Origin of the sequence: Methylobacterium sp. J-026 (assembly GCF_022829585.1) — a bacterium.
GTDB lineage: Bacteria > Pseudomonadota > Alphaproteobacteria > Rhizobiales > Beijerinckiaceae > Methylobacterium.
In genome coordinates this window covers 26,100-45,008 of sequence record NZ_JAKSYC010000272.1, presented here as the reverse complement: position 1 = coordinate 45,008, position 18,909 = coordinate 26,100, and the positions used below count along the sequence as shown (strand labels likewise).

Below are 18,909 nucleotides of genomic sequence, written 5' to 3'. Positions count from 1 at the left end.
GGCATGGTCCGGCGCACCGCGCATTGGGCGATCCGCATCTACCAGCTCACCCTGTCGAGCCTGATCGGCCGCCAGTGCCGCCACTGGCCGAGCTGCTCCGACTACGCCGATACGGCCATCGCCCGGCACGGGCTCTGGCCGGGGGGCTGGATGGGCTTCGCGCGGATCTGCCGCTGCGGGCCGTTCGGCACCCACGGCATCGATCTCGTGCCGGAGCGGCTGCCCGCGGGGGCCGTCTGGTACCGCCCCTGGGCCTATGCCCGCTGGCGCGGCGTCGAGGCGCCGCCCGCGCCCTTCGCCTGCGAGACGGTGGGTGAGGCGCCGCGGACGGAGATAGGCTGAGACCGCTGGGTTCGCGTTTTGTTTCACGTGAAACAGGGCGCCGCACCGCCGTGGGCCCGGGACGACGGGGTGGCTGACGCGGGGGAGGGCGGGCGCATGGCGGCTCCGGACAGCCAAGATCCTTCGACCCGGCAGGGGATCAAAACGCGAGGTGTGACTCCGGTAGCCCGCACGGGGGAGGGGGGCGGGTCGCGCCGTGTTCGGGCCGATGTGGGACCACCACGGCCCGCGGCGGCAACCAGGAAGGCAAACGGTCGGTCATCGGGTGGTGCTTCGGCGAAACTGCGTTCCGCGATCCCGAAAGGACCACCCGGCACTCACCGGCGTCGCGTCTCGGGGCCCGCCCTCAGCGTGCGCCGCCCGTGTGGTTCCGATGCGGGTGGGGCAGGATGCCGGTGACCAGATCGTCCGTGGTCCCGTGGGACGGACCGGCACGGAACGCGGGCCCGCGGTCGTTCATCAAATTCGGGACGGCCGCGCGCCCCTCAAGGCCGCCCGGCGCGGTGGTGGCGGGGATCCCGGCGGGGGCCGTATAGCTCTGCGCGAGCGCTGCGGTGGAGAGGGTGAAGCCGAGAACGGCTCCGAGAACGATGCGGGCGGTCATGGCGCAGGATCCGATGGCGAAGGTGCCGGGCATGGGCCGGCCGCTCTCCATGGAATCGGAACTGTGCAGCGCTGCCGAAAATAACAACACACCCTGTTCGCTATTTGTGCGCTCGCGCACGAGGCGGTGCCCGCTCCGGAGGCCGGCGCCGCAGGCGGAGGGTCGAAGGATCGGCGAAGTCCCTGATGTCTCAGCCTTTTAGCCGGGCTTTCGAAGGCTCTCGGCATGGCCGGCCTGCTGGCACGGTTCTTTCGTCGACCCCCTCCCGCTCGGCCCGATCGATCGCCGATGCCGCGCTTGTCGAAGGCCGCCTCAGCCCGTCCGGCGGATCGTCGCCTCGATCTGGCCGTGCGGCTCGTCCGTGGGCAGGAACACGGCCCCCGGATTCGCCAGGCCGAACGGCTGCAGGTTGATCGGGATGTAATGCTTGTTCGGCATCGCGAAGCTGATCGTGTCGATCTCCGGCACGGCGGCCAAAGCCGCCTCGCCCATCCGATACATGCTGTCCTGGACGCTGGCGCTGTAGGTGGTTCCGAACACCGCGATCAGGACCGACAGGATTTCGGCGTTGGCGGCGGCATAGTCGATCGGTTTGCCGGCCCAGGTCCAGGTCGCGTCCATGCTGGTGGCGGCGATGCGGTCGGTCGTGTCGGGCAGCGTCCGGTAGGCGTCGTCGACGAAGTCGGCCCAGCCCGATTGCGTGGTCTTCATGACGGTGAATCCGCGCAGGCCCGAGCGCAGCACCGACCCGCCCCGGTTCGCCACGAGGCCGACATAGCCGAAGCCGTTGCCGTCGAGGACGAAGGTATGGCCGTGCGGGGCGCCCCCGATCTCCTGGCGCAGCCAGCGCGTCTCCGTGGCCTCGATCGCGACCTCCTCCACCTGGGGGTAGGTGTCGAGGAAGACCTTGGCCACGGCCTCGGCGAAGGCCTCCTTGTCGAGCGCGAGGTTCTCCGCCGCGGTGACGTTGACGATGTTCTTCACGCTGTCGGTGGCCACGCAGGCCCGGTTGTCGCCCGCGGTCCAGGCGGCGTCGAACCCCCCCGTCATCAGGACCGTGAGTGTCAGTTCGCGCGGGGTGTGGTGGTCGCCGTCGCGGGTCAGGCGCATCACCCGCACCCGGCTTTTGCCGTATCGCGATGCCGTCAGGGCCATGGGGATCTCCGGAATGGGGCCGAAGGCCTATCTCAATGCGCCTCCGCGGTCTTGGCTTGGCGGATGGCGGCCGCGCGGGCTTCCTCCGTGCTGCCGAGCCCGTTGAAGAACAGGTTCAGGAGCACCGCCGAGAGCGCGCAGAGCAGGATGCCGGATTCGAGCAGCGGATGCAGCGCCTGGGGCATCTGCCGGAAGAAGCCCGGCGCCACCAGGGGAATCATTCCGAAGCCCACCGAGACCGCGACCACGAACAGGTTGTTGCGGTTGCTGGCGAAATCGACGGCGCCGAGGATGCGCGTGCCGGTCGCCCCGACCATGCCGAACATCACCAGCCCCGCGCCCCCGAGGACGCATTGCGGCACGGCCTCGACCAGGGCGGCGAGCTTGGGAACCAGCCCGAGGCCCAGCATGATGATCCCGCCGATCACCGCCACGGAGCGCGTGCGCACGCCGGTGACCCCGACGAGGCCGATATTCTGCGAGAACGCGGTGTACGGGAAGGTGTTGAAGATGCCGCCGATCACCGTGCCGAGGCCGTCGCCGCGCAGGCCCCGGGTCAGGCGCGCCGCGTCGATCGGATCGGCGCAGATCTCGCTGAGCGCGAGGAACATGCCGGTCGACTCGATCATCACGACGATCATCACGATGCTCAGCGTCACCACCGAGACCGGCTCGAAGCTCGGCCAGCCGAAGGCGAAGGGGCGGACCACGTCGAACCACGGCGCGCTGGCCACGTGGCCGAAGTCGACCAGCCCGAACATGCCGGCCACGACCATGCCGAGGACGATGCCGATCAGCACCGAGGCCGCGTTGACGAAGCCGGTGCCGTATCGGGTGATCGCCAGGATGACGCAGAGGACGAAGGCCGCGATCGCCAGGTAGACCGGCGCCCCGTAGGCCGGGTTGCCGACCCCGCCGGCCGCCCAGTTCACGCCGACCCGCATCAGCGAGATGCCGATCACCAGGATGATGGTGCCCGTCACCACCGGCGGGAACAGCGGCAGCAGCCGCCCGATCAGCGGCGCGACGAGGAGCGCGAACAGGCCCGCGGCGATCACCGCGCCGTAGATGCCGGTGAGCCCGATCGCGGGATTGCTCCCCATGGCGATCATCGGCGTGACCGCCGCGAAGGTGACGCCCATCATCACCGGCATGCGCACGCCGATCCCGGGCAGGCCCCAGCTCTGGACCAGGGTGGCGAGGCCGCCGGCGAACAGGTCGGCGCTAACCAGCATCGCCACCTGTTCCGGCGCCAGCTTCAGCGCCCGCCCGACGATCAGCGGCACCGCCACCGCGCCCGCATACATCACCAGCACGTGCTGGAGGCCGAGGAGCCCGAGGGCGAGGGGGCCGACCCCGCCCACCGGGGCGGTGGCCGGCCCGAGCGCGACGGGACCCGAGGCTGCGGAAGGCTCTGACCGGACGGCGCTCGACATCGCGGAGACTCCCCCGAGGCGTTACGGGCCGGCAGCCGGAGCGCGGCCCGATGCGCCACGAGGGCGGAGGCGCAAGCCATATGCCACCCCCGCGTCCCGGCCCCGCCCTGGCCATCGCTCCCGCGTGCCGGCCGATTCCCGAGCGCCGGCGCTTGGCCCGGTGCCTGCGTCGCGGCCGCACGGGACCGGGGCGGTGCGGGCGCGATGACGTTTTCCCTCGCAGATCTCGACGGCCTCCCGGAACCCGACTTCATCGCGGCCCTGGGCGCGGCCTTCGAGCATGCGCCGTGGGTCGCCCGGGCCGCCGCTGATCGGCGGACGCCCGGTCCCGATCGCGGTCTACGAGCTTCGCTTCGCCCTCGGCGACTATCACCGCCGGGTCGGTCTCGCCCTGCCGCGGCCGGCCTTCCTTGACGTCGTGCCCCTGCGCTTCGGTGTGGCGGAGCCGGAGGCGCATTACCACCCGCCGCTGGCCGCGACCCCGTGGAGCTTCCAAACCTACCGGGGGAGCTGAGCCCGCGGCACGGGGTTGGCCGCGACGCCGGCGAGATGTCAGGCGCAGGCGGGAAGCGGATCTTCCGCCCGGGCGCCGGATTCGAGGGCGGCCTGCGCGGTCGCGGCGTCCGCCGTCGCCATTTTCACCTCTTTCATAGGCATCCGCGCCACCGGCGCTGAAACGGCGGAACCAGCCCGCAGCTGCGCCATTCGTCCCGATTGCAGGATGCAGCGGGCGCGAGGCGACCATGCGAACGAAGACGACCCTGACACTGGCGCTCTGCGGACTTCTCGGCGCCGCCGGCGCCGCCGCGGCGCAATCCTACACTGCGCCGGCCGGGCGCGATCCATCCACCGCACCGGGCGGCACGGAGGGTATCGCCGGACCGCGCAACGAGGCCGAATCGATCCGGTCGGGTGATGCCGTGGCGGTGCCGCCGCGCCGCGGCGGGGTCGCCGTCGAGGAGCCCGCCGGGCCGCCGCCCGGCACTTACGGGTCCCCCGCGAGCCGCTGACGGCGCTGATCCCGATCCCGATCCGCGTCGGTGGTCCGCGGCCCCCTACTGGGGCAGCGTGTCGTCGATGCCCTTCACGTACCAGTTCATGCCGAGGATTATCGGGTCGGGGGCGGTCTCGCCGTCCTTGACCGCGACGGTCCCGTCCTTCTTCGTCACCGGACCGGCGAAGGGATGAACCGTGCCGGCGGCGATCGCCTTCACGGTGTCCTCGGCCATGGCCTTCACGTCGGCGGGCATGTTGGTGAAGGGGGCGAGCACGACCAGGCCGTCCTTGATCCCGCCCCAGGTGTCGTGGCTCTTCCACGAGCCGTCGCGCACGGCCTTGGCCTCGCCGATCACGTAGCCGCTCCAGTCGTCGACGATCGCGGTGAGCTGCGCCTTCGGGGCGAAGCGGTACTGGTCGGAGGATTGCCCGAAGGCGAGCTTGCCCTGCTTCTCGGCCTCCTGCAGCGGGGCGGCGGAATCGGTGTGCTGGGTCAGGATGTCGGCGCCCTGCGCCAGCAGGGCCTTGGCGGCCTCGGCCTCCTTGCCCGGGTCGAACCACGTGTTCACCCAGACGATCTTCACCTTCACGTTCGGGTTGACCGACTGCGCGCCGAGCATGAAGGCGTTGATGCCGCTCACCACCTCGGGGATCGGGAAGGACGCGATGTAGCCGACCGTCCCGGTCTTCGACAGCCTGGCGGCGATCTTCCCGCAGACGTAACGACCCTCGTAGAACCGGGCCGAGTAGGTCGAGACGTTGGCCGCGCGCTTGTACCCGGTGGCGTGCTCGAACTTCACCGCGGGGAATTTCCTGGCGACCTTCAGGGTCGGCTCCATGAAGCCGAACGACGTGGTGAAGATCAGGCCCACCCCCGAGCGCGCGAGCTTCTCGATCGCCCGCTCGCTGTCGGCCTCGGGCACGTTCTCCAGGTAGGTGGTCTCGACCGTGTCGGGCATGGCCTCGGCCAGGGCCTTGCGGCTGAGGTCGTGCTGGAACGAGTAGCCGTAATCGGCCACCGGCCCGACGTAGACGAAGCCCACCTTGAGCTTGTCCGCGGCCCGCGCCGGGCCGAGCAGGAGCAGGAACGCACCGAGGCCGGCGCAGATGGAATGTCGCATGGTCGCTCGTGTCCTCTCCGGTGGATGGCACCGCTAGCGGTGCGGGGTGAAGTCGCGCCCCAGGGCGGCGGGTGCGAGCGATCCGCCCTGCCGCCGCCCGAGGGACAGCAGGACGAGGGCGACGATCGTCGCAAGGTAGGGAAGCGCCGAGAGTAGCTGTCCGGGCAGGCCGATGCCCGCCGCCTGGGCGTGGAGCTGCAGCACCGTGGCGCCCCCGAACAGGATCGCCCCGGCCACCAGCCGCGCCGGCCGCCACGAGGCGAAGACGACGAGCGCCAGGGCGATCCAGCCGCGGCCCGCGGTCATCGCCGGGGCCCAGAAGGGGGTGTAGGCCAGCGACAGGTAGGATCCGGCGAGCCCGGCACAGGCGCCCCCGAACAGCACGGCCAGGAAGCGCAGCTTGCGCACCGGCAGGCCGAGGGCGTGGGTGGCGGTGTGGTCGTCGCCGATCGCGCGCAGGATCAGGCCGGCCCGCGTCCGCCACAGGAACCACGAGACGGCGCAGGTCAGGGCCAGGCCCGCGTACACGAAGGCGTCCTGGCCGAACAGGAGCCGGCCGATCCCCGGCAGGTCGCTCAGGCCGGGGATGTCGAGATGGGGTGCGGGATCCCGCTTCAGGCCGACATACCGGGCGCCGACGAGTCCCGACAGGCCGAGGCCGAGGATCGTGAGCGCGAGACCCGAGGCGACCTGATTGGCCGCGAGCCCGACGGTCAGCAGCCCGAACAGGGCCGCCAGGCCCAATCCGGCGCCGGCGCCGGCCAGGGCGCCCAGGAGGGTCGAGCCGGTCTCAACCGCGGCGGCGAAGCCGACGGCCGCCCCGCAGATCATCATGCCCTCGACCCCGAGGTTGAGCACGCCCGCGCGCTCGACCACCAGTTCGCCGATCGCGGCGACGATCAGCGGGGTCGCCGCCGTCAGCACCGTGACCAGGATCATCTGGACCATGTCGAGGCTCATCGGGCCCCTCCCGGGACGAGGCGGACCGTGAAGCGGGTAAGGACATCCGCCCCCAGGACGAAGGCGAGCAGCACGCCCTGGAAGGCCCGCGTCAGGTCGAGGGGAAGCCGGAGGTCGATCTGCGCGCCCTCGCCGCCAATCGTCGTCAGCGCGATCACCAGGGCGGCGACGAGGATGCCCGGGGGCGAGAGCCGGCCGAGGAAGGCGACGATGATCGCCGTGAAGCCGTAGCCCGGCGAGATCGTCGGCTGGAGCTGCCCGATCTGGCCCGCGACTTCCGCGATCCCCGCGAGCCCCGCCGCCCCGCCCGAGACCGCGAAGGCGGCGAGCGTCAGGCGGGCCTCGCTGAAGCCGGCGAACCGGGCGGCGCGGGGGCTCGCCCCGACGACCCGCACCTCGAACCCGAACAGGGTCCGCCCGAGGACGATCGTGGCCAGCACGACGGAAGCGAAGGCGATGAGCACGCCCGCATGCAGGGTCTCCCCCTCCATCAGGTAGGGGAGGCGCGCCGCAGCATCGAAGGGGACGCTCTGCGGGAAGTTGTATCCCGCCGGATCGCGCAACGGGCCCCGGGCCATGTAGTCGAGGAGCAGTTCCGCGACGTAGACCAGCATCAGGCTGGTCAGGATCTCGGAGACGCCGAGCCGCACCTTCAGCACGGCCGGGATCATCGCGTAGGCGATGCCGGCGAGGGTGCCGGCGACGAGCATCGTCGGCAGGATCCAGAAGGTGAAGCCCGCGCTGCCCTGGGTGGCGAGGGCGACGCAGCCGCCGGCGAGGCCGCCGACCACGAACTGGCCCTCGGCACCGATATTCCACAGGTTCGCCCGGTAGCAGAAGGCCAGGCCCGTCGCGATCAGGGCGAGCGGCGCGGCCTTCACGGCGATCTCCTGCAGGGACCACAACTCGGACAGCGGCGCGATGAAGTAGGCCGCGAAGGCCGCCGCCGGCGAGACGCCGAGCAGGGCGACGGCCACGCCGCCGAGCAGCACGGAGGCGAGGAAGGCCAGGGCCGGCGCGAGGAGGGCGGCGAGCGGCGCGCGGCCGGGGCGCGGCACGAGGTCAAGGCGCATGGCTACGTCGCTTGGCTACGTCGCATGGGAATCTCCTTCGCGGCTGCGGCCCGCCGGTGTGCCCGTGTGGCCGCCCGGGGGCGGGCCGCCGGAGCCGCCCATCAGCAGGCCCACCGCCTCGCGGGTGGTCTCGGCGCGCGCCACCGCCCGCGACAGGGTGCCGGCCTGGAGGACCGCGATGGAGCCGGCGATCGCGAACAGCTCGTCGAGATCCTGACTGATCATCAGGATGGCGCTCCCGCGCGCGGCGAGGTCGATCAGCGCCTGGCGGATGCGCGCGGCCGCCGCCGCATCGACGCCCCAGGTCGGCTGATCGACGACGAGCACCCCGGGCTCGCCCAGGATCTCGCGTCCGACCACGAACTTCTGCAGGTTGCCCCCCGACAGGGTGCCGGCGGCCGGGTCCGGGCCGGCCTTGCGCACATCGAACGCCGCGATCACCCGGGCCGCCAGCGCCCGGGCCGCGCCCCGGCGCACGAGTCCGAAGCGCGTCAGCGACGCGGTGGCGTACCGGGAGAGCACGACGTTCTCCGAGAGGCTCAGGCCGGGCGCCGCGGCATGGCCGTTGCGCTCCTCGGGCACGAAGACGGCCCCGAGACGCCGCCGCGCGTTGATGTCGAGGCGGCCGGCGGGCGTCCCGTCGATGCGGACGGCGCCGGCCTCCGGCGCCCGGGCCTCCCCCGAGAGCGCCGCGAACAGTTCGGACTGGCCGTTGCCCGCGATCCCGGCGATGCCGAGGATCTCGCCGCCGCGGACACTGAACGAGATGTCGCGCAGGCCGGTGGCGTGCAGGCCGGGGGCGGGCAGCGACAGCCGGTCGAGGCGCAGGCGCTCGGGTCCCGCCGGCGCCGACCGTGCGGGGGCGGCCTCCCGCGTCAGCGCGCGCACCGGCGCGCCGACCATCAGGGCGGCGAGGGAGCCGGCACTCTCCGCACGCGGGTCGCAGGCGCCGACGACCCGGCCGCCGCGCAGAATCGTGGCGCGGGCGCAGAGGCGGCGCACCTCGTCGAGCCGGTGCGAGATGTAGAGCAGCGCCCGGCCCTCGTCCCGCAGGCGCTCCAGCACCGTGAACAGCTTTTCGGCTTCGCCGGGGGTGAGCACCGAGGTCGGCTCGTCGAGGATGACGAGCTTCGGATCTTGGAGCAGGCAGCGCACGATCTCGATGCGCTGACGCTCCCCCGCCGACAGCGACCAGACCGGCCGATCCAGGTCGAGGTGCAGGCCGTAGGTCCGACCGAGGGCCGCGATCCGGTCGGCAAGCGCCCTGCGGCCGAGGCCCTTGCCCATCACGAGGGCGATGTTCTCGGCGACCGTCAGATTCGCGCACAGGGAAAAGTGCTGGAACACCATGCCGATGCCGAGCCGCCGGGCGGCCTCGGGGTTCCTGAGCCGGACCACTTCGCCCCGATGCGTGACGACGCCCGCCGTCGGCTCCAGGAGGCCGTAGAGGATCTTCATCAGCGTGGATTTCCCGGCCCCGTTCTCGCCGAGCAGGGCATGGATCTCGCCGGCCCGGATCTCGAGGTCGATGCGGTCGTTGGCCGTGAAGGCGCCGAAGCGCTTCACGATGCCGTAGGCGCCGAACAGCGGCCTCGGATCGCCCGGGGCGGGCATCGGCTCAGTCGCCGCGATCGTCATCCAGACCCTCCGCGATGCGGGGACAGCGCCTCAGAGGACGTGGAAGGCGAAGCCCGCCAGGAAGCTCTTCTCCTCGGTCCCCTTGAAGGTCGCGGTCTCCAGGTTGCCGAACTTGTTCAGCCAGTACTGGAAGCCGATGAAGACATCGACCCTGTTCGGCTGGTCGTAGATCAGCTTGCCGAGATCGAGCACGAGGTTCGTGCGCGAGAGAAACTCGAGACCGCGCGGCGGGTTGTACGAGAAGTCCGCGACGTTGCGCACGCCGCGGCCCTTGGGCAGAACGATGTTGTTGAACCCGGTCAGGCTGAGCGGCAGCCCGGTGAACGTCAGCGGGAAGTTGTAGACGAACTCGAATTCCGGAACGGCGTCGAAGCTCTGGTCGCGATCCGGCTGGAGGTTGAAGCCGTTGCGGTTCCACTCCTTGTAGACGTGCGTGCTGAGATTGAGGAAGCCCGCCGCGACGTCGAAGGAGAAGTTCAAGCCGCCGACGATATCGCGCTTCTTCGAGCCGAACGCGTCGTTCTGTGCATTGGCGTCGAACCCGAAGGCGAGGGACACGTCCTTCACGAGCCCGGGAAACGTGAACGCCCTGGTGCCGGTGAGCGCGTTCAGGCTGAGGGTGCCGCGGTACAGGCCGTAGGCTTCGGTATTGCCGTTCTCGAAGAAGGCCGGCGCGGCGACGCTGCCCGGCGGGTTGGTGGTGCCCGCCGGGAACTGCGAGCCCGATTTCAGGATGTCGAGGGAGAAGAAGTTGGTGCCGTAGGCCCAGGCATCGGCATGCGCGATGTTGAGGATCTGCTTGGGCGCCTCCCGGGAGACGAAGCTGCCGTCCGCCCGCTGGATCTGGACGCCGGGCGAGACCGTCGGGAACTGGTAGCGATAGCTGACCTGCGTGTCGGCGAAGAGGAAGAACGGCCCATCGGCTACGGCGGCAGCCTCGGGTGCCTTGGCCGATGTGCCGGCTCCAGGGTCTGCCGCATGCGCGGCCCCGAACATCAGGGCTGGCAACAAGGCAGCCGCGATCCCGCGCCTGAACATCGTCTCGGTCCCCCGGCTTCGCAAAGCATCGGACGAGCGGCCGCAACCGATATGCCATCGCTCCGGTCCAGAGCGCGGCCGGCCGCACGCGTTATAAAAGTGCAACAGATGCCGGACCCGCGGAGGTGACCCGCTGCGCTATCCCGCGCCGGAATCCGGGACCTGAACCGGAGTTCCTGCACGTCCCGTTGGTCTTCGTCCTGGCGCGGCGCTTGCTTCGACTTGGCTCTAGTTCACAGGGACGATCATGCGCCGGTTGTATCTCGGGCTCGCCCTTCTCGTTGCTCTCCCGGGTGCGGCAGGCGCGCAAAGCTACACCGCCCCCGCGCCGACCGACGTGCCGTCCTCCGGCACCCGGGAACTGAGCAAGGCTGACCGCAAGACCGCCTGCACGCAGGAGGCGGACCGGCGCAACATGCGCGGCCTGCCGCGCCAGCAATACCGCGCCGCCTGCCGCGGCCGCGCGATCCCGAAGCGGATCCGGTCTTGAAAGGCAGGTTCCCGGCGTCGCGCAGCTTGCAGCGGTCGAGCGGGACTTTGTCTCAGGGCGGCAACATCGCGATCGCGTGGGACGACATCTGAAGGCGCGCGCCGAGCGGGCCTCCCGCGGGACGCCCCATTCCGGGGCCGCGGACCGCGGACCGACGACGGTCTGACTGCGAGCCCGGGCCACCGATCGGAGGCAGGCTAGAACTTCTGTCCGTCAGGCCGGCGGTAGGTCGTCTGTATCGCGATTCAGAGATCTTTGGAATGCCCGGCCCCGCGACTCTGGTCTAGTTTGCGACGCGAGATCAAACGCTCGCGGTCGCAACGATCGTCCCGACACGATCCCATCCGATCTTCCCTCGGCCGTCGCGCACGGAAGACTTCGGAGGCCGGGAATCGGCGTCTGGGGTGTTCGATGAATGGCCGTCCTATTCGCTCTGGACTGCGGGGATCCCCCGACGGGGTCCCGCGAGGTCGAACGCCGTCATGGAGTCCCGCGCCATCCTCCACCCACAGGCCGGCCTCGTCCGTTCGCCCCGGCGGCCGCGCCGGAGACGCCGCGTCCTGGCGGCCGCGCTGCTGCTCGCCCTCGGCGCCGCGCCGGCCCTCGCCCGGGTGCGGATCGAGGTCACGCCCGGATCCCTGGCCGATTCCATCCACGTCGCGGCGGCGGAGGCCAAGGCACGCAAGCTCGATGTGCAGGTGGTCGAATTCACCGATTGGACGACGCCCAATCTCGCCCTCGCCAACGGCGATCTCGACGTGAACTACTTCCAGCACCAGGCCTTCCTCGACAACGCCGTCGCAGAGACCGGCTTTCCGCTCAGGAGCGTCGCCCTCGGCATCGTGCCCAATATCGGCCTGTACTCGGAGCGGCATGCGAGCCTCGCCGCCCTGCCGGACGGGGCCACGGTGGCGGTGGCGAACGATCCGGTGAACCAGGGCCGGGGGCTCGCGCTCCTCGAATCCGCCGGGCTCATCAACCTCACGAACGGGGCCGGCACGAGGGCGACGCTCGACGACGTGGTCGCCAATCCGAAACAACTCAGATTCGTCGAGATCGCGGGGCCGCAACTGGTCCGCGCGGTCTCGGATGTCGATCTCGCGCAGGGGTATCCGGCGCACTTCGTCAATGCCGGTCGCGCAGACTTCGCCGGCCAGGCCCTGATCTATTCCGGCATCGGCGACCGCGCCTACGCCATTCGGTTCGTGACCCGGGCCGACCGCGCCGACGATCCCGAGATCGCGCAATTCGTGGCGATCTATCAGACCTCGCCGGCCGTGCGGGCGCGGATCGACGCGTCCTTCGCCCACAACCCGAGCCTCTACGCCCTGCCCTGGCTGCCCGAAGCCGCCCCATCCCAGAGTTCGACCCGATGAGAGTCCCGCGTCTCCTTGCCGCCGCCCTCCTGTCGCTCGGCGCGATGGCCGCCCGGGCCGAGACCCTCACGGTCGGTGTGGTCCCGGGCGCCTATGCCGATGCGGTCAACGTCGCCGCGGACGAGGCCAAGTCCCAGGGCATCACCGTCAAGGTCATCGAGTTCAGCGACTGGACGACGCCCAACGTCGCGCTCGACGCGGGCGATATCGACCTGAACTTCTTCCAGCACCGCCCCTTCATGGAGAATGCCGAGCGGCAGAAGGGCTACAAATTCGCGATCGTCGGGCTCGGGATCCTGCAGAATCTCGGGCTCTATTCCCTGAAGCACACGAGCTTCGCGGCGATCCCGGTGGGCGGCACGGTGGCGATCGCCAACGATCCGGTGAACCAGGGCCGCGGCCTGCTGCTGCTCCAGAAGGCCGGGCTGATCAAGCTCAAGGACCAGGTCGGCTTCCTCGGCACGCTCGATGACATCACCGAGAACCCGAGGAAGCTCCGGTTCACCGAGGTCGAGGGCCCCCAGCTCGCGCGCATCACCGGCGATGTCGATCTGGCGCAGGGCTATCCGCACTTCATCGTCGCCGCCGGCAGCTTCGATCCGACCAGCGGCCTCATCTATACGGGCATCGAGGACAAGCTCTTCGCGGTGAGCTTCGTCACCAAGGCGGCACGCAAGGACGACCCGACCATCGCCAGGTTCGTGCGGATCTTCCAGACTTCGGAGGCGGTGAAGCGGCAGATCCACAAATCCTTCGCCAACAGCGACAAGCTCTACGTGCTGGCGTGGCAGAACTGATGGCCGGCCTCACGTTCGACAGCCTCCGCGACCCCGCCCGCTGGATCGCCCGGGACCGGCCCGGCGCATCCGCCGCGCCCGCCCTCGTGTCGGCGATCGCGACCCGGGCGGCCGGCACCGTGCGGTTCGAGGCGGTGTCCAAGACCTACCTGTCCGCCGCCGGCCCGGTCCAGGCCCTCGATCGGGTCGACCTCGACGTGCCCGCGGGCGCGATCCTCGGAATCATCGGCCGGTCGGGGGCCGGCAAGTCGAGCCTGCTGCGCACGGTCAACCGGCTGGAGGCGCCGACCTCCGGCCGCGTTCTGGTCGACGGCCAGCCGGTCGCGGCGCTGGACACGGACGGGCTGGTCGCCCTGCGCCGCCGCGTCGGCATGATCTTCCAGCATTTCAACCTGCTCTCGGCCAAGACGGTGCACGGGAACGTGGCGCTGCCGCTCAAGGCGGCCGGCCTGCCGAAGCCGGAGATCGCCGCGCGGGTCCAGGAGGCGCTGCGCCTGGTCGGGCTCGAGGGCAAGGCGGAGACCTATCCGTCGCGCCTCTCCGGCGGCCAGAAGCAGCGCGTGGGCATCGCCCGCGCCCTCGTCAGCCGCCCGGACATCCTGCTCTGCGACGAGGCGACCTCCGCGCTCGACCCGGAAACGACCCTGACGATCCTGAACCTGCTCCGCGACATCAACCGCCGGCTCGGGATCACCATCATCCTGATCACCCACGAGATGAGCGTGATCCGGGAGATCTGCAGCGACGTGGTGGTGCTGGAAAAGGGCCGGGTCGTCGAGACGGGGCCGGTCTGGCGGGTGTTCGGCGGCCCCGAACATCCCACGACCCGGGCCCTCCTTGAACCCCTGAGCCGGGGCCTGCCGGCGGATCTGGCGCCCCGGCTCCGGCCGCACTTCACCCCCGGTGCCGCGACGGTCCTGGCGGTCACCTGTGCCGGGCCGGCCGGCCCCGATCTGTCGGCCCTCGTGGCGGCCGCCGGCGGACCCGTCCGGCTGCTCCAGGCCGGCATCGAGCGGATCCAGGGCCACGCGGTCGGCCGGATGCTGATCGCCCTCGATGCGGCGGGGCCGGACGCGGAGGATCGATTGCGCGCCCTCGGAGGAACCGTGGAGAGGATCGGCTATGTCACCGCAGATGATTGATCGCCTCGGGCAGGCATGTCTCGACACGCTCTTCATGGTCGGTGTCTCGGCCGGGATCGCGGTGCTGGCCGGCATCCCGCTGGCGCTGTTCCTGGTCACCTCGGAGCCCGGCGGCATCCTCCCGGCGCCGAAGGCCAACCGGGTGGTCGGGACGATCGTCAACGGCTTCCGCGCCGTGCCCTTCATCGTCCTGCTGGTGGCGCTGATCCCGTTCACCCGGTTGGTGACGGGCACCACCATCGGCATCTGGGCGGCGATCGTCCCGCTCTCGGTGAGCGCCACGCCGTTCTTCGCGCGGATCGCCGAGGTCTCGCTGCGGGAGGTCGATGGCGGGCTGATCGAGGCGGCGCAGTCCATCGGCTGCCGGCGCCGGCATATCCTGCTCCACGTGCTCCTGCCCGAGGCCCTGCCGGGCATCCTGGGCGGCTTCACCATCACCCTGGTCGCGATGATCGGCGCCTCCGCCATGGCCGGGGCGGTCGGCGCCGGCGGCCTCGGCGATGTCGCGATCCGGTACGGCTACCAGCGCTTCGACACCACCGTGATGGCGGCGGTGATCGCGGTGCTGGTCGCGCTGGTCTGCCTGGTGCAGTTCGCGGGCGATCGTGCGGTCCGGCGCCTGCGCGCCCGCTGATCGTCCCGCATCCGGGCGCGCCACCCGCGGCGGCTGTCGCGCCGCCCCGTTCCGTTCGAGGTGATCCGCGCATGACCCTGCACCGTGCCGACGGTTTCGAGGACCGGCGCCCGCTGCCGCCGACCCGCCCGCACCGGATCCGTTCGGACGCGGAGGCGATCGCGATCGCCCGGACCATCGCGCGGCGCTTCGCCGACGGGGCCGCGGACCGCGACCGCGACCGGCGCCTGCCCTGGGCGGAGATCGAGGCGTTCACGGCGAGCGGCCTGGGCGGCATCACCGTGCCGCGGGCCTATGGCGGCGCCGATGTCGCGCACACGACCCTGGCCGCGGTGTTCGCCATCCTGGCCGCCGCCGACGGCTCGGCCGCCCAGATCCCGCAGAGCCAGTTCGGCGTGCTGGCCCTGGTGCGGGCGGCGGCGAGCCCCGAGCAGCAGGCCCGGATCTACGGCGCCGTGCTCGACGGCCACCGGATCGGCAATGCCGGGCCGTCGCGCAACGGCAGGGCGATCACCCAGGTGGAGACGCGGCTGGCGCCCGGGCCGGCGGGGAGCCGCCTCACCGGCCGGCGTTTCTATTCCACCGGCGCCCTGTTCGCCCATTGGATCCCGACCCGCGCCGTGGCCCCGGACGGCCGGCCGCTCCTGGTCTGGGCACGCCGCGACGCCCCGGGGGTGCGGGTCGTGGACGATTGGCAGGGTTTTGGCCAGCGCACCACGGCCAGCGGCACGGTGGCGTTCGTGGACGCGCCGATCGAGGACGGCCTGACCCTCGACCTCGCGCCCCTGGCCGAGCGGCCGGCCCTGTTCGGACCGGTCTCCCAGCTCGTGCAGGCGGCGATCGATGCCGGGATCGCCCGGGGCGCGACCGAAGCCGCCCTGGAGTTCCTGCGGACCCGGACACGGCCCTTTCCGTTCACCGCCGAGAGCGTGGCCGAGGATCCGCACCTTCTTGGGGAGGTCGGGCGGCTGACGGTCGACCTGCACGCCGCCGAGGCGGTACTCGCCCGCGCCGGCCGGACGCTGGACCGCATCGCCGCCGCCCCCGTCACCGCGCAGAGTTCGGCCGAGGCCTCCGTCGCCGTCGCCGAGGCCAAGATCCTGACCACCGAAGTCGCCCTCGAGGCCTCCGAGCGCCTGCTGGAACTCGCCGGCGCCGCGGCGACCCGCGCGGGCGACAATCTCGGCCGCTTCTGGCGCGATGCGCGGGTGCACACGCTGCACGATCCGGTGCGCTGGAAGTATCACCTGCTGGGCGATTACACCCTGAACGGCGCGCTGCCCGCCCGGCACCAGTGGAACTGAGGGCCATGCCGCTTCAGGCGCACGAATCCGCCTTCACCCGGCTGCCCGAGCCGCCGCGCCGGGTGCCAATCCTCGCCGACGATGCCGCCGCCCTCGCGGCCGCCCGGGCGCTGGCCGAGGACCTGGCCGTCGATGCCGCCACCCGCGACCTCGACCGGACGCTACCCTTCGCGGAGATCGAGCGCTTCACCGGGACCGGCCTCTGGGCGATCACGGTGCCCCGGGACTACGGCGGCCCCGGGGTGAGCGCCGCCACGGTGGCGCAGGTGATCGCGATCATCGCGGCGGCGGACGGGTCGATCGGCCAGATTCCGCAGAACCACTTTTACGCCCTGGAGGTGCTCCGCAACGGCGGCACCGCGGCGCAGAAGCGGGACCTCTACGGGCGGGTCCTGGCCGGCGAGCGGTTCGGCAACGCGCTTGCCGAGATCGGCCCGCGGGACCATACCCGCCGCACGCGGCTCGTGCGCGATCCGTCCGGCTGGTTCGTGGAGGGGCGCAAATACTACTGCACCGGCTCGCTGTTCGCCCACCGCATCCCCACGATGGTCAATGCCGAGGAGGAGGGCAGGGCGGTCGCCTATCTGGTGTTCATCCCCCGGGACGCCCCCGGCGTGACGCTGGTCGACGATTGGGACGGGTTCGGCCAGCGGCTCACCGGCTCGGGCTCGGTCGTGTTCGACCGCGTTCGGGTGGAGCCGGACTGGGTGGTGCCGTTCCAGGCCTCGATGGACCGCCCCACCGCCATCGGCCCCTTCGCGCAGATCCTGCACGCCGGGATCGATCTCGGCATCGGCCAGGGCGCCTTCGCGGCGACGCTGCCCTTTGTCAGGGATCGGGCCCGGCCCTGGATCGATGCCGGCGTCGCCCGTGCCAGCGAGGATCCGCTGACCCTCCACGCGCTCGGCGACGTGCGGGTGCGGCTCGCCGCCGCCGATGCCCTGCTGGAGCGGGCCGGCCGCTTCGTCGATGCCGCGCAGGCCGAACCCGACGCGGACAGCGTCGCGGCGGCCTCCGTGGCGGTGGCGGAGGCCCGGGCCGCGAGCCACCGGGCCGGTCTGCGCGCCGCCAACACGCTGCTCGAACTCGGCGGCACCTCCGCCACCGACCGGGCCGAGGCGCTGGACCGCTACTGGCGCAACGTCCGCACCCACACCCTGCACGATCCGGTGCGGTGGAAATACCATTGGATCGGCGCCTACCACCTCGACGGCCGGCTGCCGCCCCGGCACGGAGCCCTCTGATGGCCGCCAGAAAGCAGATCCGGCTGAACGCGTTCACCATGAACTGCGTCGGCCACATCAACCACGGCCTGTGGACCCATCCGCGCGACCGATCCTCGGAGTACAACACCCTGCGGTACTGGACCGACCAGGCGAAGCTGCTGGAGCGCGGCCTGTTCGACGGCCTGTTCATCGCCGACATCAGCGGCGTCTACGACATCTACGGCGGCGGCATCGCCGTCACAGCCCGGGAGGCGGTGCAACTCCCGGTCAACGATCCGAGCCTGCTGGTGCCCGCCATGGCGGCGGTGACCGCGCATCTCGGCTTCGGCGTGACGGTCAACGTCCATACCGAGGCGCCCTACACCTTCGCCCGGCGCCTCTCGACCCTCGATCACCTGACCGGCGGCCGGATCGGCTGGAACATCGTCACCGGCTATCTCGACAGCGCCCATCGCGGCCAGAGCGGCGGCAGTCTGCCCGCCCATGACCGGCGCTACGACTACGCCGACGAGTATCTCGAAGTGCTCTACAAGCTCTGGGAGGGCAGCTGGGACGACGCGGCCGTGCGCCGGGACCGGGGAGGCCCGGGTGTTCAGCGATCCGGCCCATATCCGGCCGGTCTCGCACCACGGCGAGTTCTTCGATGTCGAGGGCTATCACCTGTCCGAGCCGTCGGTGCAGCGGACCCCGGTCCTCTACCAGGCGGGCGCCTCGGGCCGCGGTCAGGCCTTCGCGGGGCGCCATGCCGAATGCGTGTTCATCTCCGCCCGCGACCGGGGCGCCGCCCGGGAGGCCGTGCGCGCGCTCCGGGCCGAGGCGGTGGCGGCGGGGCGCCGGCCGGACGACATCAAGGTGTTCGTCGGCCTCGCGGTCATCCCGGGCCGGAGCCGGGCCGAGGCCGCGGAGAAACGCGCCGAGTACCGGCGCTACGCCAACCCGGAGGCGGGCCTGGCGCATTTCTCCGCGTCCACGGGGATCGATTTCGCGCGCTACGGCCTCGACGAGCCGATCCCCTACGGCCCGGGCAACGCCATCCAGTCCGCCACCGCGGCCGCCGCCAAGCGCGGCCTGACCAAGCGCGACCTCCTGGGGGAGCTGGATCTCGGCGGGCGCTACGCGGTGCTGGCGGGCGACGCGGTGTCGATCGCCGACGAGCTTCAGGCCTGGATCGAGGAGGGCGAGGTCGACGGGTTCAACCTCAGCCGCATCGTCGCCCCGGAGAGCTTCTCCGACTTCATCGACATCGTGATCCCGGAATTGCAGGATCGGGGGCTCTACAAGACCGCGTATGCGGACGGGTCGTACCGGAACAAGCTGTTCGGGGAGGGCGACCGGCTGCCCGAACGCCACCCCGCCCAGACCGCTCGCCGCCGGGCCGTCGGCCGCGGGTGAGCCGGAGGGCGGGTTCAGGCCCCGGCCGGACCGCATCTTATGCTCCGGGATGGGCCTTCGGCGAACAACCTGCGCTGCAGGTTATCGCCGATTTGGCAGCACATTCTCGGCATCGGCATCTAGATTGACGGTGTCGACGCGAAGTCGACGCAGCGCCGAATGAGGTGTGCCGTGGTCGCCAGCAA

General features: G+C 71.3%; 18 protein-coding genes and 1 pseudogene. 11 read left to right on the top strand and 8 right to left on the bottom strand.

Annotated features, from left to right (window positions below):
• Window positions 1-3 precede the first annotated feature (3 nt).
• Window positions 4-342, top strand: a complete 339-nt coding sequence (gene yidD / locus MKK69_RS23420) for a membrane protein insertion efficiency factor YidD (RefSeq protein WP_243971844.1) — start codon at window positions 4-6, stop codon at window positions 340-342.
• A gap of 346 nt (window positions 343-688) precedes the next feature.
• On the opposite strand, the gene MKK69_RS23415 is transcribed toward yidD, so the two are convergent.
• From MKK69_RS23415 to MKK69_RS23405, 3 genes are all read right to left on the bottom strand, one after another.
• Complete coding sequence (locus tag MKK69_RS23415) at window positions 689-946, bottom strand: hypothetical protein (RefSeq protein WP_243971895.1); 258 nt, start codon at window positions 944-946, stop codon at window positions 689-691.
• Window positions 947-1,258: 312 nt separating this feature from the next.
• The gene (pucL, locus tag MKK69_RS23410) at window positions 1,259-2,101 is read right to left on the bottom strand and encodes a factor-independent urate hydroxylase (protein WP_243971842.1); all 843 of its coding nucleotides are present in this window, start codon (window positions 2,099-2,101) and stop codon (window positions 1,259-1,261) included.
• 32 nt (window positions 2,102-2,133) lie between these two features.
• A complete protein-coding gene (locus MKK69_RS23405) occupies window positions 2,134-3,537 on the bottom strand; it encodes a nucleobase:cation symporter-2 family protein (protein ID WP_243971840.1) in 1,404 nt (467 codons plus the stop codon).
• 280 nt (window positions 3,538-3,817) lie between these two features.
• Between MKK69_RS23405 and MKK69_RS23400 the strand changes: the two genes are divergently transcribed.
• Together MKK69_RS23400 and MKK69_RS23395 are read left to right on the top strand one after the other, a co-directional pair.
• Window positions 3,818-4,051, top strand: a complete 234-nt coding sequence (locus MKK69_RS23400; RefSeq protein ID WP_243971838.1) for a hydroxyisourate hydrolase — start codon at window positions 3,818-3,820, stop codon at window positions 4,049-4,051.
• Between the two features lie 229 nt (window positions 4,052-4,280).
• Window positions 4,281-4,547: a hypothetical protein gene (locus MKK69_RS23395; protein WP_243971836.1), complete on the top strand. Its 267-nt coding sequence runs from the start codon at window positions 4,281-4,283 to the stop codon at window positions 4,545-4,547.
• Window positions 4,548-4,592: 45 nt separating this feature from the next.
• Here MKK69_RS23395 and MKK69_RS23390 read toward each other — a convergent pair whose 3' ends face one another.
• From MKK69_RS23390 to MKK69_RS23370, 5 genes are read right to left on the bottom strand one after another with little or no spacing between them, the layout of a single operon-like run.
• On the bottom strand, window positions 4,593-5,654 hold the full coding sequence (locus MKK69_RS23390; RefSeq protein WP_243971835.1) for a BMP family ABC transporter substrate-binding protein: 1,062 nt from the start codon (window positions 5,652-5,654) through the stop codon (window positions 4,593-4,595).
• A 33-nt stretch (window positions 5,655-5,687) separates the two neighbouring features.
• Window positions 5,688-6,614, bottom strand: a complete 927-nt coding sequence (locus tag MKK69_RS23385; protein WP_243971833.1) for an ABC transporter permease — start codon at window positions 6,612-6,614, stop codon at window positions 5,688-5,690.
• A complete protein-coding gene (locus tag MKK69_RS23380) occupies window positions 6,611-7,687 on the bottom strand; it encodes an ABC transporter permease (protein WP_243971832.1) in 1,077 nt (358 codons plus the stop codon). The genes MKK69_RS23385 and MKK69_RS23380 overlap by 4 nt, the downstream gene beginning before the upstream one ends.
• A 15-nt stretch (window positions 7,688-7,702) precedes the next feature.
• Complete coding sequence (locus MKK69_RS23375; RefSeq protein ID WP_243971893.1) at window positions 7,703-9,301, bottom strand: ABC transporter ATP-binding protein; 1,599 nt, start codon at window positions 9,299-9,301, stop codon at window positions 7,703-7,705.
• Window positions 9,302-9,355: 54 nt separating this feature from the next.
• The gene (locus MKK69_RS23370) at window positions 9,356-10,363 is read right to left on the bottom strand and encodes a hypothetical protein (RefSeq protein WP_243971830.1); all 1,008 of its coding nucleotides are present in this window, start codon (window positions 10,361-10,363) and stop codon (window positions 9,356-9,358) included.
• A 247-nt stretch (window positions 10,364-10,610) separates the two neighbouring features.
• On the opposite strand from MKK69_RS23370, the gene MKK69_RS23365 reads away from it, so the two are divergent.
• The 8 genes and pseudogenes from MKK69_RS23365 to MKK69_RS23330 all read left to right on the top strand — a co-directional run bounded on the left by MKK69_RS23365 (window position 10,611) and on the right by MKK69_RS23330 (window position 18,724).
• Window positions 10,611-10,853 (top strand): hypothetical protein, encoded by a 243-nt coding sequence (locus MKK69_RS23365; protein ID WP_243971828.1) that lies wholly within the window; start codon window positions 10,611-10,613, stop codon window positions 10,851-10,853.
• Between the two features lie 482 nt (window positions 10,854-11,335).
• The gene (locus tag MKK69_RS23360; protein WP_243971826.1) at window positions 11,336-12,229 is read left to right on the top strand and encodes a MetQ/NlpA family ABC transporter substrate-binding protein; all 894 of its coding nucleotides are present in this window, start codon (window positions 11,336-11,338) and stop codon (window positions 12,227-12,229) included.
• Window positions 12,226-13,026, top strand: a complete 801-nt coding sequence (locus tag MKK69_RS23355) for a MetQ/NlpA family ABC transporter substrate-binding protein (RefSeq protein WP_243971824.1) — start codon at window positions 12,226-12,228, stop codon at window positions 13,024-13,026. The genes MKK69_RS23360 and MKK69_RS23355 overlap by 4 nt, the downstream gene beginning before the upstream one ends.
• A complete protein-coding gene (locus MKK69_RS23350; protein ID WP_243971822.1) occupies window positions 13,026-14,168 on the top strand; it encodes a methionine ABC transporter ATP-binding protein in 1,143 nt (380 codons plus the stop codon). Before MKK69_RS23355 ends, MKK69_RS23350 begins: the two co-directional genes overlap by 1 nt.
• Window positions 14,149-14,802, top strand: coding sequence for a methionine ABC transporter permease (locus tag MKK69_RS23345; protein WP_243971820.1), 654 nt, complete (start codon window positions 14,149-14,151; stop codon window positions 14,800-14,802). The genes MKK69_RS23350 and MKK69_RS23345 overlap by 20 nt, the downstream gene beginning before the upstream one ends.
• Before the next feature lie 71 nt (window positions 14,803-14,873).
• On the top strand, window positions 14,874-16,106 hold the full coding sequence (locus MKK69_RS23340) for an SfnB family sulfur acquisition oxidoreductase (protein ID WP_243971818.1): 1,233 nt from the start codon (window positions 14,874-14,876) through the stop codon (window positions 16,104-16,106).
• Between the two features lie 5 nt (window positions 16,107-16,111).
• Window positions 16,112-17,350, top strand: coding sequence for an SfnB family sulfur acquisition oxidoreductase (locus MKK69_RS23335; protein WP_243971816.1), 1,239 nt, complete (start codon window positions 16,112-16,114; stop codon window positions 17,348-17,350).
• A pseudogene (locus tag MKK69_RS23330) lies at window positions 17,350-18,724 on the top strand (LLM class flavin-dependent oxidoreductase). The gene MKK69_RS23335 and the pseudogene MKK69_RS23330 overlap by 1 nt, the downstream one beginning before the upstream one ends.
• Window positions 18,725-18,909: the final 185 nt, after the last annotated feature.

What these genes read in the sequence shown, in the direction of transcription:
- yidD (WP_243971844.1), top strand. Translation starts at nt 4, where the DNA reads ATGGTCCGGCGCACCGCGCATTGGGCGATCCGCATCTACCAGCTCACC.
- MKK69_RS23415 (WP_243971895.1), bottom strand. Translation starts at nt 946, where the DNA reads ATGACCGCCCGCATCGTTCTCGGAGCCGTTCTCGGCTTCACCCTCTCC.
- pucL (WP_243971842.1), bottom strand. Translation starts at nt 2,101, where the DNA reads ATGGCCCTGACGGCATCGCGATACGGCAAAAGCCGGGTGCGGGTGATG.
- MKK69_RS23405 (WP_243971840.1), bottom strand. Translation starts at nt 3,537, where the DNA reads ATGTCGAGCGCCGTCCGGTCAGAGCCTTCCGCAGCCTCGGGTCCCGTC.
- MKK69_RS23400 (WP_243971838.1), top strand. Translation starts at nt 3,818, where the DNA reads ATGCGCCGTGGGTCGCCCGGGCCGCCGCTGATCGGCGGACGCCCGGTC.
- MKK69_RS23395 (WP_243971836.1), top strand. Translation starts at nt 4,281, where the DNA reads ATGCGAACGAAGACGACCCTGACACTGGCGCTCTGCGGACTTCTCGGC.
- MKK69_RS23390 (WP_243971835.1), bottom strand. Translation starts at nt 5,654, where the DNA reads ATGCGACATTCCATCTGCGCCGGCCTCGGTGCGTTCCTGCTCCTGCTC.
- MKK69_RS23385 (WP_243971833.1), bottom strand. Translation starts at nt 6,614, where the DNA reads ATGAGCCTCGACATGGTCCAGATGATCCTGGTCACGGTGCTGACGGCG.
- MKK69_RS23380 (WP_243971832.1), bottom strand. Translation starts at nt 7,687, where the DNA reads ATGCGCCTTGACCTCGTGCCGCGCCCCGGCCGCGCGCCGCTCGCCGCC.
- MKK69_RS23375 (WP_243971893.1), bottom strand. Translation starts at nt 9,301, where the DNA reads ATGCCCGCCCCGGGCGATCCGAGGCCGCTGTTCGGCGCCTACGGCATC.
- MKK69_RS23370 (WP_243971830.1), bottom strand. Translation starts at nt 10,363, where the DNA reads ATGTTCAGGCGCGGGATCGCGGCTGCCTTGTTGCCAGCCCTGATGTTC.
- MKK69_RS23365 (WP_243971828.1), top strand. Translation starts at nt 10,611, where the DNA reads ATGCGCCGGTTGTATCTCGGGCTCGCCCTTCTCGTTGCTCTCCCGGGT.
- MKK69_RS23360 (WP_243971826.1), top strand. Translation starts at nt 11,336, where the DNA reads ATGGAGTCCCGCGCCATCCTCCACCCACAGGCCGGCCTCGTCCGTTCG.
- MKK69_RS23355 (WP_243971824.1), top strand. Translation starts at nt 12,226, where the DNA reads ATGAGAGTCCCGCGTCTCCTTGCCGCCGCCCTCCTGTCGCTCGGCGCG.
- MKK69_RS23350 (WP_243971822.1), top strand. Translation starts at nt 13,026, where the DNA reads ATGGCCGGCCTCACGTTCGACAGCCTCCGCGACCCCGCCCGCTGGATC.
- MKK69_RS23345 (WP_243971820.1), top strand. Translation starts at nt 14,149, where the DNA reads ATGTCACCGCAGATGATTGATCGCCTCGGGCAGGCATGTCTCGACACG.
- MKK69_RS23340 (WP_243971818.1), top strand. Translation starts at nt 14,874, where the DNA reads ATGACCCTGCACCGTGCCGACGGTTTCGAGGACCGGCGCCCGCTGCCG.
- MKK69_RS23335 (WP_243971816.1), top strand. Translation starts at nt 16,112, where the DNA reads ATGCCGCTTCAGGCGCACGAATCCGCCTTCACCCGGCTGCCCGAGCCG.